Origin of the sequence: Pseudoalteromonas lipolytica, from assembly GCF_900116435.1 — a bacterium.
In the GTDB taxonomy this organism is placed as follows: Bacteria; Pseudomonadota; Gammaproteobacteria; order Enterobacterales; family Alteromonadaceae; genus Pseudoalteromonas; species Pseudoalteromonas lipolytica.
This window is the reverse complement of the sequence record NZ_FPAZ01000015.1, coordinates 20,371-33,478: the sequence shown is the minus strand read 5'-3', so window position 1 is coordinate 33,478 and position 13,108 is coordinate 20,371. Positions and strand designations below refer to the sequence as shown.

Genomic DNA, 13,108 nt, shown 5'->3' with positions numbered 1-13,108 from the left:
GTTGTTTGTGAGCAAACTAGCCGGAAAAAGTGGCTTAGTATGGTTATGGCTGAGTCTACTACTTTTAGTAGTAGACCATGCGACAAAAACACTTGTTGTAAATACTATGACCTACAAAGAATCTATTGAAATTTTGCCATTCTTTAATTTTACCTATGTGCATAACTATGGTGCTGCCTTCAGCTTTTTAAGTGATGCTGGTGGTTGGCAACGCTGGTTTTTAAGCTTAATTGCTGTGGTTATTAGTGTGCTTTTAACATGGTGGTTAAAACGTTTACCTGCCAGCAATAAGGTGTTGTGCTCTGCGTATGCACTTGTACTCGCGGGTGCGATTGGTAATTTATACGATCGTATTGTTTATGGTTATGTCATAGACTTTTTGCATGTGTATTATGAAAATTGGCACTTCCCAGCATTCAATATTGCCGACAGTGCAATTTGTATCGGTGCAGCATTACTTTTATATGATGCCTTTACAGGCGAAAGTCCTAAGGAGCAAAAAGCATGAGCCAAGCAGTAATTGGTGAAAAGTCTGAAGTGATCTTCCATTTCTCAATTAAATTAGAAGATGGCTCAGCAGCTGATTCGACGAAGGTGCACAATAAGCCGGCAAAATTAAGAATGGGCGATGGTAGTCTAACCGCCAACTTTGAAAAGTGTTTGTTAGGCCTAGCCGCAGGCGAGAGTAAGTCATTTGAACTTGAACCTGAAGATGCCTTTGGGCAACCAAACCCAGATAATATTTACTATGTAGACCGCAGTAAGTTTGGCGCTGACACTCCAGCTGAGGTGGGGAACATTATTGCCTTCACTCAACCTGATGGCACTGAATTACCAGGACTTGTCCGTGAGGTACAAGGTGAGTCTGTAACGATTGATTTCAATCATCCACTTGCTGGCCAGCGTTTAACCTTTGAAGTCGATATTTTAGAGGTAACAGGGTAATGGATATTTTATTAGCTAACCCACGTGGTTTTTGTGCAGGTGTTGACCGCGCAATCAGTATCGTTGAGCGAGCACTAGATATCTTTGAAAAGCCTATTTATGTGCGACACGAAGTGGTGCATAACCGCTATGTAGTAGACGGTCTTAAAAACCGCGGTGCTGTATTCGTTGAAGAACTTGATCAAGTTCCTGATGACAGCATTGTTATTTTTAGTGCTCACGGTGTATCTCAAGCGGTACGCAGTGAGGCTAAGCGTCGTGAATTAAAAGTTTTCGATGCAACCTGTCCGCTAGTTACCAAAGTACATATGGAAGTAACGCGCGCGAGCCGTAAAGGCATCGAGTGCATTTTAATAGGTCATCATGGTCACCCTGAAGTAGAAGGCACCATGGGGCAATATAATAACGAAGCAGGGGGGATCTACTTAGTAGAAACACCGGAAGATGTTGCAAATCTGACGGTTAAAAATCCTGACAATTTATTTTATTGCAGTCAAACAACCTTGTCGGTTGATGACACTGCCGATGTTATTGATGCTTTACGTACAAAGTTTCCTGCAATTGATGGTCCGCGTAAAGATGATATATGTTATGCGACACAAAACCGTCAAGATGCGGTGCGTGACTTAGCAGATAAAGTTGATGTGTTACTGGTTGTGGGAGCTAAGAATAGCTCAAACTCAAATCGTTTACGTGAACTTGCAGATAAAATGGGCACTAAAGCGTATTTAATTGATGATGCAAGTAACGTTGAAGCTGATTGGTTTAACAACGTCAATGCCGTAGGGGTTACTGCGGGCGCATCTGCACCAGAAGTGTTAGTGCAGCAAGTAATTACTCGTCTAAAAGAATTGGGTGGAAACCAAGTTGTTGAAAACCCTGGCGAAGAAGAGAATATAGTATTTGCCGTTCCTGTTGAGCTACGCTAATCTAAACGAGTAGTTAACAACAGATACTAGGAGAGCCCATGAGCACACAGCCAAATCAAAACGGCTTGTTGATTGCGGCTCTTTTTCAATCCCGAGGTGTGCTTGCTACACTCGTGGTAAGTCAAGTTATTGCTATTTTACTAGCGTTTGCCCCTGCAACCGAAGGCGATGTATGGCTTCGTCTTGCCATTTTCAGTTTCTTTTTGCACTTAATCTTTCTGACAAGTGTTGCCGCACTGTATATTTTTAGAAAATACTTGGCACGCTGTTCTAATAATTTCCAACTACTTATCCTGACTATTTCATTATTGCTATCAACGTGTTTTTACAGTGTGGCTGTATTATCTCTCTTTGCAGATATTTATTATATTGAATCAGCAGGCTATTTTATCGCGAGTAATGTACTCATAATCTTTTTAGTGGCGGCATTATTTAGTCAATTTGTTGTTATACAAAACCAAAAAGAGCTACAAACCAAAGCATTAGCGCATGCTGAGTTAGATGCGTTACAAGCACGTATTCGTCCACACTTTTTATTCAATAGCTTGAACACAGCTGCCGAGCTAACGCATTATGATGCCGAAGCCGCCGAGCAAGCTATTTTGGCTTTAGCTGCGTTATCACAAGCTGCAATGAAAAGCGGTAAAGCGATTTCTTTGCAAGACGAGCTGATATTATGTGAGCAATATATTGCACTTGAGCGTTGGCGTTATGGCGAGCGATTAACGGTTAATTGGCAGATGCCAGCGTGCGTCCCAGACGTTGAAATTCCGTGTCTAACGATACAGCCTATTATTGAGAACGCGGTGTATTATGGCCTTGAACCGGCTTCTGAGGGCACAAAAATTACCATAGAGATGCATATAACCGATAAAAGCTATACGTTTATTATTATTAATCCTGTGGTTGAAAATGCAGAGCAGCGCCGCGCTGGCAATGGCATGGCACTTGAAAACATTCGCCAAAGGTTGGCGCTGTTTTATCACTATCGCGCCAAGCTAACCACCACACATCGCGATAGTGAGTTTAGAGCTAAACTCGTTATTCCAAGGCAGGAAATTACATGAGCAATGTTTTGATTGTTGACGATGAACCGCTCGCTCGGGCACGTGTTAGGCGTTTATTAACCATGCATCCTAACTACCATGTTGTTGGCGATGCAGACAATGGTGAGCAGGCGGTAAAGCTGTGTAAAGAGTTGCAACCAGATATCGTGTTATTAGATATTAATATGCCAAAATTAAGCGGCTTAGAGGTCGCAAAGGCATTAAAGCTGCTTGCTATACCTCCGGCTGTGGTGTTTTTAACGGCCCATTCTGAACATGCTCTAGAAGCATTTGAGTTAGCGGTAGATGGCTATTTAGTAAAACCTGTAACCGAGCAAGCACTTACAAAAACCTTACTGCAACTTAGCAAACTAAATCGTACACAAGTTAATAGGCCTGTTCATTCACATATCACTTATCAGTTAGCGGGTGCTATGCGCCGAGTCAATATCGACGATGTGGTGTGCTGTGTTGCAGAGCAAAAATATACGCGACTCATTTTTGTTGGCGGTGAAGCTATTATCGAGCATAGCTTGAAACAGCTTGAAAGTACGTACTCACAACAATTATTGCGTATTCATCGTAATACCTTGGTTAATAAGCTGCATATACAGAGCCTTCATTGCTCTGTGTCAAGTGGTCATCATTTAAGAGTGCGACATTATGATGAACCTCTCACCATTAGCCGCCGAGCACTTAAAACCGTAAAACAAGCGATGGGTGAATAGTTTTATCACACAGTTTTACGGTGCCAATTTTCGATGCTTTTTAGTCGGTATGTACGGACCGCTTATCAATTAATTTGACCGTTCATCTAAACCCTCATTGCTATTTATTATTGTCCTTTTATGCTTATTGTATGGAAATCTATGAGCTGATTTTAATATGACACGGCATTCACATGTTCAAGGCTTTACCTTAGTTGAAGTACTTATTGCTTTTGTGATTTTAAGCTTTGGGTTGTTAGGCGCTGTAGCGCTGCAGGCAAAAGCTAAGCAAGCTAGTTTTGATTCAATGCAGCGTGCTGCAGCGGTGGCGTTAGGGAACGATATTATTCAACGGATGCGAGCAAACGATTCCACAGGATTTGCAGCCCTCTATAATGGCACTTTCACAAGTGACACTGCGTTAAATACCAATTTACAATGCTACAACGCAGCGTGTAATGCTCAGCAACTTGCAGCCCTTGATAAACAGCAATGGGTGCGGGCTATCCAAGCGCGTGAAAATACCGGGGCGCTAGATGATGCAACGGTGTGTATCAAGAGCACGCCTGTCGCAGCGGGTAATGCAAGTGAATTTAATATTAACGTGGTGATCAGTTGGCAAGGTCGACAAGCAATTAAAGCAAATGCAGGTACGTCGGCAATTGAATGCGGTGCAGCCAATGATAAGCGTCGTTTAATTGTACTTGAAAGCTATATTTACTTAAGGTCTTGATATGAGAAAGCATGCAGGATTTACGTTAGTTGAAATGATGGTTGCGCTATTTATAGGCGGACTTGTTTTAGGTGGCGTTATGTTCACCTATATTAGTATGAAAGTGACCACGCGTGACACCATGACAATTGGTGAGTTACAAGAAACAGGCCGATTAGCGATTAATATTATGCAACGTGATATTGAGCAAATAGGCTTTTGGGGAACGTTTTATGAAGACTCGTTTTCGCCAGCAAATACAGAGTCAACCGCTAATCCTACTCCCGATTGTTCTCAGGGGCTTAACAATGGCAGTTTCCCGGTTAAAACAGCTACGAGTAACTTTCGCTCGGTGTATGCAGTGTTAACCGCGACTGGTGATGCATTAGGCTGCATAAAAAACGCTAAAAAAAATACAGATGTTCTGCAGTTAAAGTTTCTTGAAGGTTTGCAAATTCGACCTGATGATACAGGTGCTGGCAGTTATTACTTTGTTGCCGAACAAGAAAGAGCTCAGTTTGTACAAGGGCCAATTGATGGTGCCTCACTTAATGTTAACGCGACTGTGTGGCGTTATCGTCATCACGTTTATTATATCTCAGAGCAAAATTACACAATAAATGACCAACCTGTCACTGTGCCCGTTTTAATGCGCAGACGTTTAAAACCAGGCTCAGGCATGGTTACAGAAACGATAATGGAAGGTGTTGAGGACATGCATTTTGTATTTGGTCTCGATACAACCAATAATAGTCGTGTTGATACGTATAAAAGTATTAACCAAATGACGAATACTGATTGGGAAAACCGTCATGGCATCTTAACTGTGCAAGTTTTCCTATTAGTCAGAGCGCTTACCCCAGATGGCGATTTAAATATTCAAAATCAAACGTATACCTTGGGTGAAGATCAAAGTAGTAGAGAGCTAACTTTTACTGATAATTACCGTCGAGCATTGTTTACCACGACTATTCGCTTAAATAATGTGGGAGCTAATTTATGGCGTATATAACGTTAGCAAAAAGACAACAAGGCGTTGTGTTAATTGTTGCTCTTATTATGGTTGTCGCGGTTACAGGCATTGCAGTTACTCTCATGAGTAGCAGTAGTATTGACATTAAAATCACCAATGCAGCACAAGAACGTGAAGCTGCAGAAAATGAGTTAATTGGCACGGTACAGCGCGTAATAGCCAACCAAGCTGCTGCAGGGGCAAATAGTGCCTTTTTTAAAAGAGCATCAGCAATACCTGGCGGAGTTCATGATTTAGGGAATATTGGCGATGCATCAAGTTCGATGGTTAATTTAAATAACGGCCCGAGTGATATTCCTTGTCCACGCAAGTTTAATTTTACAGCGGGTGTGTCATGCAACATGTTGCAAATAGATACGTCAATTACCTATGGCTCTAAAAGTAATCACACACTCACAATCACAACGGGTGTTGCTCAAGAGATGGTAGGCCGTAATTCAGGCCGTTAACGGAGACTCATGATGAAAATGAAAACGTTAGTGCGCAGTATACTGACTGGTTTTGTAACCTGTATGGTTACTGCAGTGTATGCTGAAGACATTGAGCTATACGTTAACTACAATGTTAGCAAAAATGAAAAACCGCGTGTTTTACTTATTTTTGACACCTCTGGAAGTATGGCATTTTCCTCTACAACAGGTGATGATTGTGGGCAAGATCGTAATGGCTGGATTGTCTGTAGTGATAGCCGTTTGGCTGCAGCAAAAAATGCAATGAATCAATTAATTGATACAAATCCGGATATTGACTTTGGGTTAATGCGTTACAGAGAAGTAAGTGGTGGTTATGTATTAAAAGGGATTGGTAGCCCTGCATCTGAAATTAAAAATTCTATTTCGAACTTACCTGCCAACGGAGGCACGCCACTGGCTGAAACACTCTGGGAAGCTTACTTATATATAACAGGCAAAGACTTGTTATACGCACAAAATGTAAATGGTAGAGACACTAGCATTGAATCAGCAATAAATAATCCGATAAAAAAGCAGGAGTGTAGATGGACTTGGTCAGGATATCGTTGTAAAGATGTCTGGATAGATAATTTTACTTATTCATATATCTCTCCCTTTGCTGATAGCGTCGCAGAAGCCAAACGATGTGATAACTCCGTTAATATCATTTACATGACTGATGGAGACCCCTCTACAGATAATGACAATGACAGTGATACAGATATTAGTAATCAACACAACTCATTATTTGGTAATGCTTTGGGGAGAAATGATTATATTTACAATAATTATCTTCACCAATTAGCCAAGGTGATACATGGTACAAAAGATATAAAAGTAGATTTATATCCTGCCACACCTGATATTCATGAAACAGGGCGTCTTTACACCATTGGTTTTGGCTCTGGTATGAGTGCTGAGGGCCAAAATTTATTGAAAGCAGCCTCAGAAACCTACGGTGGAGGCAAACATTTAGTGGCAGGCACTCCTGAAGAGTTGGTAAAAGCGTTGAATCAGGCTGTTTCGGCTATAAGAAAAGTGAATGATACTTTCACATCACCGTCCATTGCCAGTAATAATGTAGACCAAACACGTAGTCGTGATGGTATTTATTACGCGATGTTTTTTCCTAAAGAAGGCGCTCGTTGGCGAGGAAACCTCAAAAAGTTAAAAGTATCGGGTGATGAAATTGTTGATTTAAACGGTAAACCAGCACTTAATGAAGATGGCCTGATTGACGATGAGGCAAAAACGTTTTGGTTGCCTGTAAATGAAAGTGCAGATGGGAATAGCGTAGAACAAGGTGGGGCTAATTTGATGCTCTCTAACCTTTCATCGCGGACCATTTATACCGATGCCGGGAGCGCTGGATTAGTTGATTTTACTAAATCTGCAGTTTCCTCGGCACTAGGTGGCGACTTAGCGGCAGCGTTAAAGTTTAATTTAACTACAGCAACAAGTGTCAATTCGTTGACTCTTGGGCTCTTATCGACCGAGTTAGATAAAACGATTAAGTGGAGCCGAGGAATAGATGTGGATGATGAAGACGGTGATGGCAGTACCAGTGATCAACGACAAGATATTTTTGGTGATCCTCTGCACTCAAAACCTGTGACAATTGATTACGGTAATGATGATGTGCGCATTTTAATTGGCACCAATGCAGGTTACCTACACTTTTTTCAAGATAAAAATGATGTATTAAAAGAAAGCTGGGCTTTTATACCCAGTAGCTTATACAAAATTATTAAACCATTACGAGAGAATCAAGAAAAATCAAAGGTCTATGGTGTTGATGGACCTATTTCTGTGTTCTTTGATGATAAAAATGGTGATGGAGTTGTAAATGGCACTGATCGTGTTTGGGCGTTTTTTGGCTTAAGACGTGGCGGCAATAATTATTATGGACTGGATATTACAAACCCAGATTCACCTCGACTCATGTGGGGGGGACCGATTATTGGTGGAACGGGAGACTTTAAAGAACTTGCGCAATCATGGTCTAAACCTACGGTGACATACATTAACTTAAAAGGGTATGAAAATCGACCACTGCTTGTTTTTGGTGCAGGGTACGACACCAATAAAGACAATGTTCTGCGTACTGAAGACACAAAAGGGCGCGGTATTTATATTGTTGATGCACAGAGCGGCAAAAAAGTGTGGGCTTTAACGTCGAGTGAAAATGGCTTTGCAGGTAAACACAGTATTGCTTCTGATATTAGTGTTTTGGATTCTGATTATGACGGTTACACTGATCGATTATATGCATCCGACACAGGCGGTGATGTATGGCGTATTGATATGCCTTCAAATAGCCCAACGAGCACAGAAAGTCCTTGGACACACTTTAAACTTGCGAGTTTAGGCAGTGCACTTGCATCTCAAGATCGTCGTTTCTTTTATAAACCGATGGTTGCGAGAACAATGTTTAGTAAGGTCTCTGAAACAGACGTAAATGGTAAGTCGGTTAAAACACGTATTGATACCCCCTTTGATGCAGTATTACTAGGTAGTGGGAATCGCTCTAAACCAACGGGCACCACAACGAGTGATCAATTGTTTATGATCCGCGATATCAATACAGTGACGCGCTCATTCCAAAGCGATGAGATTCCAGCGGCGATCACCCAGGCTAATTTAATGAATATGGATGCTGACCCGTTTGGTAATGCACTTGATAGTGTAGATAAATTTACCGATTTAGAAGTTGAATTAGGTCAATACCATGGTTGGTATTATACCCTTCCAATGGCTGGTGAAAAATCACTGGCAGCAAGTACGGTTATTGGAGGAGTCGCTTATTTCACCAGTTACGCACCCGCTTCTTCAACAGAAACAGCGAATCAGTGTTCATTAACGGGAGGCTCAGGGGGATTATATGCGTTCCACTTACACTACGGTACAAAAGTGTATGATAGTCTAAAATTTACGACCTCAAATGATGTACCTGATACCCCTCAGCTTTATTTCGGTGTTGGTGATAGCTGTGTTGATAGTAATAACAATGGTTTTTGTGATGGAAGCCCGGATGCTGATAACCCAGATGAGATTAAGGATACAGACGAAAAAGTCAAAGAGATGAGTCAGTTCTTAACCATAGGACCAGGTCTTAAAGGCGAGCAAAACCCCTTTAAAGTGAAAGAAATACAAGGTCCGGGTTTAACGGTTAAAGATGGAAAAATACAACTGGTTAATGATGCAACTCCGATTGGTTTTGGTTTTAAAACACAGCAAACCTATATTTATAAGCGAGAAGTAAATGACAAGAGTAACTAATAAAGTAAAAGGGTTTACCTTAATCGAACTGATGATTACCGTGGCAATTTTAGGCATTATAGCCAGTATTGCGTTACCAAGTTACTTTGAGCATGTTAAACGCACCGCCAGAACAGAAGCCATTACTGCATTACTTGATGCTGCCAATAAGCAAGAGCAGTTTTTTGTCGATAACAGGCAGTATACAACAACTTTGGCTAACTTAGGGGTCAGTGCTACAACTGAGAATAATTTTTATAAAATTTCAGTTGTTGTCGATAACGATGCCGGTACATTCGCGTTTACTGCTACACCCGTAGCAGGGCCCGTTTTACAAGATGGCGAATGTGCAACATTAACTATTTCAGATACAGGATTAAAAACCTCAACGGGCTCTGCGAGTGCGAGCACCTGCTGGGGTAAGTAATCCCTCATTGAATAATTGAAATATCAGGATTGGCATTTGTTGGTGTCTTTTAGCCGAGTACGCCCAATAGAGCTTATTGAAATAGCAAGCCCTTTAAGGCTTGCTATTTTGTATTCAGGACAGTACACAAAGGTACCATTATTAAATCCCACAGGCGTGCCATCTGAACGAAATGTGATTGAATGGCGGGGGTAAGTTAGCATATCAAGTTTATCGACTGCTTCAAGTTCCCAAATAATAGTATCACCTTCATCAAGCACTCCAATATCGCCCCTGTCGATAAATACGGTGAGTGCTTTGTGCCAATGCTCTCGATTGCATTGATTTTCTTGTAGCCCACAAAAAGTAACGTATGTGCTGTGGGTTTTTGCGTTATGGCGGCTTACGCTTAATGCGCGTTTAACTAAGTGAGTGCGGTTTTCTAGGCGACTTTTAGCTAGATAAGGCTTATATTCAAACAGCGCAATATTCATAAGTATTGCGACTATTGATAGCACCACTAAGCTTTCGATGAGTGTTGCACCATTCCTATGGTGTAATGTGTTTAAGGTCTTCATCCGTGAAGACTCCAAATTGTGACAGTTTAATTAACTATAGTTGGACCTGAAATGGTGTCAAATTATGGGGCTTAATCACAGGTATTTGTTGTATCACCTAGGTATAAAACAGTGCCAGATTTAAATACCTGCAATGCTTTGTTGTTATCATTTGCGCCAGAAGGGCAAAAAGTAAAGGTGCCTGAATCAGAGGTGATCATGCCACTAGTATCAAAAATAAGTGCGTTATTGCCACTGAAACTCAGTTTACTCGTTTTAGGGATTTCTTGGAGGACTCTCAAAGTGGTATCGCCATTAGCAGGGTTATAACTGCCATTCTGATCTGAATCAAAAAATACAAAGACCGTGCCTTGGTCCCACCCATTAGAGCAATTCATTGCTGTATTACTCTCAATATTTGCTGTTGCTCCACTACAGACTACAACAATTGCATCGCTACTGGTGGCTTTTGCCCGTGCAAAGCTAATACTGCGCTTTAATTCTTGTAAGTAGCTTTCGGCGCGGTCATTTTCTAGCAAATCAGAGCTATCCCACAGTGCTATGGCAGCCACAATGCCCACGATTGAAATGGTGACCATCAGTTCGAGGAGTGTAAAGCCCTTTTGTAATGATTTCATTGTTGTCTCTACTTTTAATACTTTATTTAATAATATCATGATTGTTGATTTTATCACCGTATTTCATAGCTTTGTTTGCTATAGAGAGCCGTATTGTCTAAAATCGAGGCAATCAAGAAATAATAAGTAGCCTTAAAATGAAAAAAATCGAAGCAATTATTAAACCATTCAAGCTTGATGATGTTCGAGAAGCATTATCAGAGGTAGGCATCACCGGGATGACGGTTAGTGAAGTTAAAGGTTTTGGCCGTCAAAAGGGGCACACAGAACTTTATCGCGGTGCTGAATACATGGTTGATTTTTTACCCAAGGTAAAACTAGATATTGTACTAAGTGATGAAGATGTAGATAGAGCCATTGATGTGATTGTTAAAACGTCACAAACAGGCAAAATTGGTGATGGTAAAATATTTGTCACAGATGTTGAGCGTGTTGTGCGTATTCGAACCGCAGAAGAAGATGAAGACGCAATTTAACGAAACCGCAGTCACACACTGTAAAAAAGGCGCCAAATTTGGCGCCTTTTTAATGCTTATTCAGCGCTTAGGTTATTTACGCTTATTTGCTTCGCGCGTTTCTTTAGCATGCGCACTTAGCTCAGGTAAACCTAGCTTCTCGTAGCTTTTCTCCATGATCTCTAATGCTTGATCCAGGTAACTGCTTTGCGAGTAGTGTTCAACGACATATTTACCTCGGTTTGCAGCGGCAAGATAAGCTTCACGCTCGTAATAGTACTCTGCTACTTTTAGTTCATAACGCGCCATTTTGTTAAGTAACCATACTAAACGTTTTTTCGCTTCTGGCGCATAAACGCTATTTGGGAAACGTTTCAGTAAGGTTGATAAATCGGTAAATGCAACCCGAGTGCGATTTGCATCTCTATCAGCACGGTCTACACCAAAGTATTCTTGGAATGCGTTTTTGTCTGCTTTGATATTAACCAAGCCACGCATGTAGTACATGTAATCTAAATCCTTGTGATTTGGGTTTAAACGAATGAAACGGTCAATTGTTGCGAGAGCTTGTTCAGTATTGCCTGCTTGATAATGTGCATACACGAGATCCATTTGTACTTGTTTTGATAGTGGACCAAATGGATAGCGTGAATCAATAGCGCTTAATAACTCAATAGCTCGTGCATAAAGGCCCGAATCTAACGTTTGTTTCGCATCTTCATATAAAGCTTGTGCAGATTTATTCGGAACGCGTTGAATATCTTCTTGATCAGGAGCAGATGAACAGGCTCCTAGGCCAAGTAATGAAACTGAAAAAACAATGGCGAACGCACGTTTCCCTATTTTATTTATCATTTTATTTATTACCTTCGATGTCTTCGGCTAGGCCAAGTGAGGAAAACCGAGTAAACTATACATACAATGCTAATTAAAGCGATTCTAACCCAGTCGAGCAAAGCTTGCACTGGTAAATTGGGTAAAGTTACTAATGTCAGAGCAAATTTCTCTCCAAGCCGAGGTTCCAATTGACCTTGGCGGTAAACGTCTAGACCAAGTATTGGCGCAATTGTTCCCTGATTATTCTCGTTCACGTATAAAAACGTGGATTTTGGATGATAAAATCACCGTGAATGGTGAAATATTGAACACCCCGCGTGAAAAATTACTCGGTGGTGAACTGGTCAGTGTTGAAACAACCATTGAAGCACCGCGCGAGTACGAGGCACAAAATATCAAATTAAACATCGTTTATGAAGACGATGATATATTAGTAATCAATAAACCGATGGGATTAGTGGTACACCCAGGGGCTGGTAATCCAGACGGTACAGTATTGAATGCCTTGCTTCATCATTACCCCGATATAATTAACGTGCCGCGTGCAGGTATCGTGCACCGTCTTGATAAAGACACCACAGGTTTAATGGTGGTAGCAAAAACAATTCCTGCGCAAACGCACTTAGTGTCTGCACTGCAAAAGCGTGAAAACTTCACACGTGAATATGAAGCAATTTGTAATGGCACTATGACGGCAGGCGGTATGATTGAAAAGCCAATTGGCCGCCATGCAACAAAACGTACTCACATGGCTGTTCATGAAATGGGCAAACCTGCGGTGACTCATTACCGTGTTGCTGAAAAGTTTCGTGCTCACACACGCTTACGTTTACGCCTAGAAACTGGCCGTACTCACCAAATTCGTGTGCACATGGCGTATTTAAACCATCCACTGGTTGGTGATCAGTTATATGGCGGGCGCCCACGTCCACCGAAAGGCGCAACGCCTGAGCTATTTCAAATGCTGAGAGACTTTAAACGTCAGGCATTGCATGCGGTTAAATTGTCAATTGCGCACCCTATCACAGGTGAGTTAATGACATGGCAGGCACCTATTCCAGAGGATATGGCCGCTATGACAGAAGCATTGCGAGCTGATACGAAAGCCAATCCAAATATTGAGTATTAAACAC

At 41.4% G+C, this 13,108-nt stretch carries 15 protein-coding genes; 12 read left to right on the top strand and 3 right to left on the bottom strand.

From position 1 onward, the window contains the following. Positions 1 to 7: 7 nt before the first annotated feature. From lspA to BM378_RS15435, 10 genes are all read left to right on the top strand, one after another. On the top strand, positions 8 to 508 hold the full coding sequence (gene lspA / locus BM378_RS15480) for a signal peptidase II (protein ID WP_036967038.1): 501 nt from the start codon (positions 8 to 10) through the stop codon (positions 506 to 508). Continuing rightward, positions 505 to 945, top strand: coding sequence for an FKBP-type peptidyl-prolyl cis-trans isomerase (fkpB, locus tag BM378_RS15475; protein ID WP_036967041.1), 441 nt, complete (start codon positions 505 to 507; stop codon positions 943 to 945). Before lspA ends, fkpB begins: the two co-directional genes overlap by 4 nt. Continuing rightward, complete coding sequence (gene ispH, locus BM378_RS15470) at positions 945 to 1,874, top strand: 4-hydroxy-3-methylbut-2-enyl diphosphate reductase (RefSeq protein WP_036967044.1); 930 nt, start codon at positions 945 to 947, stop codon at positions 1,872 to 1,874. The genes fkpB and ispH overlap by 1 nt, the downstream gene beginning before the upstream one ends. 38 nt (positions 1,875 to 1,912) lie before the next feature. Beyond that, the gene (locus BM378_RS15465; protein ID WP_036967049.1) at positions 1,913 to 2,941 is read left to right on the top strand and encodes a sensor histidine kinase; all 1,029 of its coding nucleotides are present in this window, start codon (positions 1,913 to 1,915) and stop codon (positions 2,939 to 2,941) included. Further along, positions 2,938 to 3,648 carry a LytR/AlgR family response regulator transcription factor gene (locus tag BM378_RS15460; protein WP_036967053.1) on the top strand — a complete coding sequence of 237 codons (711 nt, stop codon included), beginning with the start codon at positions 2,938 to 2,940 and terminating at the stop codon, positions 3,646 to 3,648. The genes BM378_RS15465 and BM378_RS15460 overlap by 4 nt, the downstream gene beginning before the upstream one ends. 157 nt (positions 3,649 to 3,805) lie before the next feature. After that, positions 3,806 to 4,360 carry a type IV pilus modification protein PilV gene (gene pilV / locus BM378_RS15455; RefSeq protein WP_036967056.1) on the top strand — a complete coding sequence of 185 codons (555 nt, stop codon included), beginning with the start codon at positions 3,806 to 3,808 and terminating at the stop codon, positions 4,358 to 4,360. A gap of 1 nt (position 4,361) precedes the next feature. Continuing rightward, positions 4,362 to 5,351, top strand: coding sequence for a PilW family protein (locus tag BM378_RS15450; protein ID WP_036967059.1), 990 nt, complete (start codon positions 4,362 to 4,364; stop codon positions 5,349 to 5,351). After that, the gene (locus tag BM378_RS15445; RefSeq protein WP_036967062.1) at positions 5,339 to 5,821 is read left to right on the top strand and encodes a pilus assembly PilX family protein; all 483 of its coding nucleotides are present in this window, start codon (positions 5,339 to 5,341) and stop codon (positions 5,819 to 5,821) included. The genes BM378_RS15450 and BM378_RS15445 overlap by 13 nt, the downstream gene beginning before the upstream one ends. An 18-nt stretch (positions 5,822 to 5,839) precedes the next feature. Further along, a complete protein-coding gene (locus tag BM378_RS15440) occupies positions 5,840 to 9,103 on the top strand; it encodes a PilC/PilY family type IV pilus protein (RefSeq protein WP_405127520.1) in 3,264 nt (1,087 codons plus the stop codon). Then, a complete protein-coding gene (locus tag BM378_RS15435) occupies positions 9,087 to 9,509 on the top strand; it encodes a type IV pilin protein (protein WP_074989544.1) in 423 nt (140 codons plus the stop codon). The genes BM378_RS15440 and BM378_RS15435 overlap by 17 nt, the downstream gene beginning before the upstream one ends. 23 nt (positions 9,510 to 9,532) lie before the next feature. On the opposite strand, the gene BM378_RS15430 is transcribed toward BM378_RS15435, so the two are convergent. Both BM378_RS15430 and BM378_RS15425 read right to left on the bottom strand, forming a co-directional pair. Then, entirely contained in the window at positions 9,533 to 10,066 is a 534-nt protein-coding gene (locus BM378_RS15430; protein WP_074989543.1) for a GspH/FimT family pseudopilin, read from the bottom strand. 71 nt (positions 10,067 to 10,137) lie between these two features. After that, positions 10,138 to 10,683, bottom strand: coding sequence for a GspH/FimT family pseudopilin (locus BM378_RS15425; protein ID WP_074989568.1), 546 nt, complete (start codon positions 10,681 to 10,683; stop codon positions 10,138 to 10,140). A gap of 137 nt (positions 10,684 to 10,820) precedes the next feature. Here BM378_RS15425 and glnB point away from each other — a divergent pair, with 137 nt between their 5' ends. Further along, a complete protein-coding gene (gene glnB, locus BM378_RS15420) occupies positions 10,821 to 11,159 on the top strand; it encodes a nitrogen regulatory protein P-II (RefSeq protein WP_036967074.1) in 339 nt (112 codons plus the stop codon). A gap of 72 nt (positions 11,160 to 11,231) precedes the next feature. On the opposite strand, the gene BM378_RS15415 is transcribed toward glnB, so the two are convergent. Next, on the bottom strand, positions 11,232 to 11,993 hold the full coding sequence (locus BM378_RS15415; RefSeq protein WP_036967077.1) for an outer membrane protein assembly factor BamD: 762 nt from the start codon (positions 11,991 to 11,993) through the stop codon (positions 11,232 to 11,234). A gap of 133 nt (positions 11,994 to 12,126) precedes the next feature. On the opposite strand from BM378_RS15415, the gene rluD reads away from it, so the two are divergent. Beyond that, positions 12,127 to 13,104: a 23S rRNA pseudouridine(1911/1915/1917) synthase RluD gene (gene rluD, locus BM378_RS15410; RefSeq protein WP_074989542.1), complete on the top strand. Its 978-nt coding sequence runs from the start codon at positions 12,127 to 12,129 to the stop codon at positions 13,102 to 13,104. Positions 13,105 to 13,108: the final 4 nt, after the last annotated feature.

Excerpts from the sequence above, each read along its gene's own strand:
- fkpB (WP_036967041.1), top strand. The coding sequence starts at position 505 with ATGAGCCAAGCAGTAATTGGTGAAAAGTCTGAAGTGATCTTCCATTTC.
- ispH (WP_036967044.1), top strand. The coding sequence starts at position 945 with ATGGATATTTTATTAGCTAACCCACGTGGTTTTTGTGCAGGTGTTGAC.
- BM378_RS15465 (WP_036967049.1), top strand. The coding sequence starts at position 1,913 with ATGAGCACACAGCCAAATCAAAACGGCTTGTTGATTGCGGCTCTTTTT.
- BM378_RS15460 (WP_036967053.1), top strand. The coding sequence starts at position 2,938 with ATGAGCAATGTTTTGATTGTTGACGATGAACCGCTCGCTCGGGCACGT.
- pilV (WP_036967056.1), top strand. The coding sequence starts at position 3,806 with ATGACACGGCATTCACATGTTCAAGGCTTTACCTTAGTTGAAGTACTT.
- BM378_RS15450 (WP_036967059.1), top strand. The coding sequence starts at position 4,362 with ATGAGAAAGCATGCAGGATTTACGTTAGTTGAAATGATGGTTGCGCTA.
- BM378_RS15445 (WP_036967062.1), top strand. The coding sequence starts at position 5,339 with ATGGCGTATATAACGTTAGCAAAAAGACAACAAGGCGTTGTGTTAATT.
- BM378_RS15440 (WP_405127520.1), top strand. The coding sequence starts at position 5,840 with ATGAAAACGTTAGTGCGCAGTATACTGACTGGTTTTGTAACCTGTATG.
- BM378_RS15435 (WP_074989544.1), top strand. The coding sequence starts at position 9,087 with ATGACAAGAGTAACTAATAAAGTAAAAGGGTTTACCTTAATCGAACTG.
- BM378_RS15430 (WP_074989543.1), bottom strand. The coding sequence starts at position 10,066 with ATGAAGACCTTAAACACATTACACCATAGGAATGGTGCAACACTCATC.
- BM378_RS15425 (WP_074989568.1), bottom strand. The coding sequence starts at position 10,683 with ATGAAATCATTACAAAAGGGCTTTACACTCCTCGAACTGATGGTCACC.
- glnB (WP_036967074.1), top strand. The coding sequence starts at position 10,821 with ATGAAAAAAATCGAAGCAATTATTAAACCATTCAAGCTTGATGATGTT.
- BM378_RS15415 (WP_036967077.1), bottom strand. The coding sequence starts at position 11,993 with ATGATAAATAAAATAGGGAAACGTGCGTTCGCCATTGTTTTTTCAGTT.
- rluD (WP_074989542.1), top strand. The coding sequence starts at position 12,127 with ATGTCAGAGCAAATTTCTCTCCAAGCCGAGGTTCCAATTGACCTTGGC.